The organism is Streptomyces hainanensis (assembly GCF_004348415.1).
GTDB lineage: Bacteria > Actinomycetota > Actinomycetes > Streptomycetales > Streptomycetaceae > Streptomyces > Streptomyces hainanensis.
In genome coordinates this window covers 1-2,361 of the sequence record NZ_SMKI01000738.1, presented here as the reverse complement: position 1 = coordinate 2,361, position 2,361 = coordinate 1, and the positions used below count along the sequence as shown (strand labels likewise).

The window sequence follows — 2,361 nt, the reverse complement described above, 5'->3', positions numbered from 1 at the left end:
GCCTGGCCCCGTCCCCCGCGGCCGCGCCACCCGCCGGCGCCTCGTTCTGCACCAGCACCGCCACCTCGTCCTCCCGGTGCGCCACCCGCACCCGGGCCGCCGCGCCGGCCGCGTGCTTGTGCACGTTGGTCAACGCCTCCTGCACCACCCGGTACGCCGTCGCCTCCACCTGCGCCGGGTAGTCACGCGGCTCACCCTCGACGTCCAGGTCCACCGTCATCCCGGCCGCCCGCGACTGGTCCACCAGCACCGCCACCTCGCCGAGCGCCGGGCCGGGACCCGGAACCGGACTCGGGCCCGGGCCCGACTCGCCCCGCGCCCCCCGGTCGCCACCGGCCGCCGTCGCCAGCTCGGCCAGCCGGGACGACGCCTCGACCGCGCCACCGGCGCTCGCCGCGCCGTCGGCGACCGCGGCGCCGGAGACCCCGTCGGGGCTCCCGGTGGCCGAGCCGCTGCGCAGCACGCCGAGCATCGTCCGCAGCTCGGTCAGCGCCTGCCGACCCATGTCCCCGATCAGCCCCGCGTTCCGCTCGGCCTTCTCCGGGTCCTTCACCGCCACCGCCTGCACCGCCGCCGCGTGCACCACCATCAGGCTCACCCGGTGCGCCACCACGTCGTGCATCTCCCGCGCGATCCGCCGCCGCTCCTCGCCCCGCGCCCACTCGGCGCGCTCCTCGGCCCGCTCGGCCAGCAGCGCCAGCTCCCGCTCCAGGCCGAAGGCCCGGTCCCGCAGCGACTCCACGAGCCGACGCCGCGCCCGCACGTAGAGCCCGAGCAACACCGGCGGCACCGCCGACACCACGCCGAACACCGTGGCCACCAGCGGCGGGAACCAGGTCGGCATCGGCTGCGCGCGCAGGCCGGCGTCCTGGTCCATCAGGAGGTAGAAGACGATGCCGGTGCCGACGCCCTGCATCGCGGTCAGCACCCCGATGACGCGCCGCGGCGCGTCCGTGGTGGCCAGCGTGTAGAGCGCGACCAGCGCCATGGTGGTGCCCGGGCTGGCCGGCAGCATCGAGATGGACACCAGGATCACGGCCACGGGGTAGCGGCGCCGCAGCACCACCGAACCCCCGGCGACCGCCAGCGGCACCACGACCAGCGGCGCCGGCAGCCCGGTCATGGTGGCGAAGCTGAAACCCCGTGCGATGCACTCCCCCATGGAGATCAGCGCGATCACCACGTCCACCAGGACGCTCCGGCGTCGCGTCCACCACCACAGCCGAAACCCCTCGGCCGTGGTACCGCCCGCCCCCGTCTCATTCATAGCGACCAGCCTAAGGGCCGGATCGGCCCCGGGAACGGGGGCCGCTTCCCCGGCCGGCCCGTCCGCCTGCCCGTCCGCCGGCCGGCCCGAGTGGCAGGCCGGGGAGCGGGAGGTCGACGAGTCGCTCGAGTCGGGCGGACGCGGCGAGGTGCGCGAGAGCGGCGAAGCGCCGCTCCGCGCCCTGGCGGACCAGGCCGGTCTCGACGTGGCGGAGATCGGGCGGCCTGCCGGCGTATGAGACGCTGAGCCGATTTCTGTGCGACTGGAGGGGCCCGCGGGACTGGAAGGGGTCGAGCGCCGCCCAGCAGGCGGCCCTCCTGCCGGCCGTCACGCAGTTCGTGGCGGACCTCAGGGCCGGCGACCGCCCCCGCCGATCGCCGCGGGCGAGGAAGACGCAGGGCCACGACGAGGTCTGGGAGTTCTCCTGGGCCCCGGACGGCCGGGCCACCTTCCCCTACGGGGATCCGGTGACCGACGGCGAGCCGCACATCGTCTGGCGGCGGGTGGGAACCCACGCGATCTTCACCCGGCCATGAGAAGGGGCGATCTTCGATATCGCCTGAAGGGGCGACGGGCTGGCATAGTGTGGGGTACCGGATCGGCGGTTCGCCATCACATGATCTCGCCCGATTCGCTATCCCCTATGGTGTAATTGGCAGCACTGCGGCTTTTGGTGCCGTATGTCCAGGTTCGAGTCCTGGTGGGGGAGCCTCTCCTTCTCGTCCTCCCGGCTCGCGGCCTCAGTGCGGCTGGTGCAACTGCCGCAGGCAGAGCTGTTCGTCGGCGCGGAGTTGCAGGACCACCTGGTCGTAGGGGCCGCGTTCGGCCGTGAACTCGTGGGCCAGGCGCTGGATTTCGGGGAGAGCCCTGGCGTACTGGCCGGTGTCGAGCAGCGTCGCCGCGTACTGCTTCCGCAGGCTCCGCACGATCGTCGAGCTCTCGCCGTACCGGAGCGCCGCCAACGGCAGGGTGTGGCTGAGGAGTTCGGCGACCTGGTGGTAACGGCCGTGCGACAGCAGGCGTTTGACCTCGTCGAGCGCCGCGCCCAGGTCCGGTTCGCGGGGGCGGGAGCTCGGTGGCCAGGGGGCCATCGG

Annotated in this window: 2 protein-coding genes, 1 tRNA gene and 1 pseudogene; 2 read left to right on the top strand and 2 right to left on the bottom strand. The window is 74.1% G+C overall.

Going from position 1 to position 2,361, the window contains the following annotated elements; genetic code table 11:
* Positions 1 to 1,267 (bottom strand): histidine kinase (locus E1283_RS39620; protein ID WP_132822264.1); only part of this gene is annotated, 1,267 nt, incomplete at its 3' end.
* A gap of 338 nt (positions 1,268 to 1,605) precedes the next feature.
* Between E1283_RS39620 and E1283_RS35400 the strand changes: the two genes are divergently transcribed.
* A complete protein-coding gene (locus tag E1283_RS35400) occupies positions 1,606 to 1,803 on the top strand; it encodes a hypothetical protein (protein WP_207930665.1) in 198 nt (65 codons plus the stop codon).
* Between the two features lie 101 nt (positions 1,804 to 1,904).
* Positions 1,905 to 1,976, top strand: a tRNA-Gln gene (locus E1283_RS35395).
* A 31-nt stretch (positions 1,977 to 2,007) separates the two neighbouring features.
* On the opposite strand, the pseudogene E1283_RS37790 reads toward E1283_RS35395, so the two are convergent.
* Positions 2,008 to 2,361 (bottom strand): annotated as a pseudogene (locus tag E1283_RS37790) (serine/threonine-protein kinase); the annotation flags it as partial.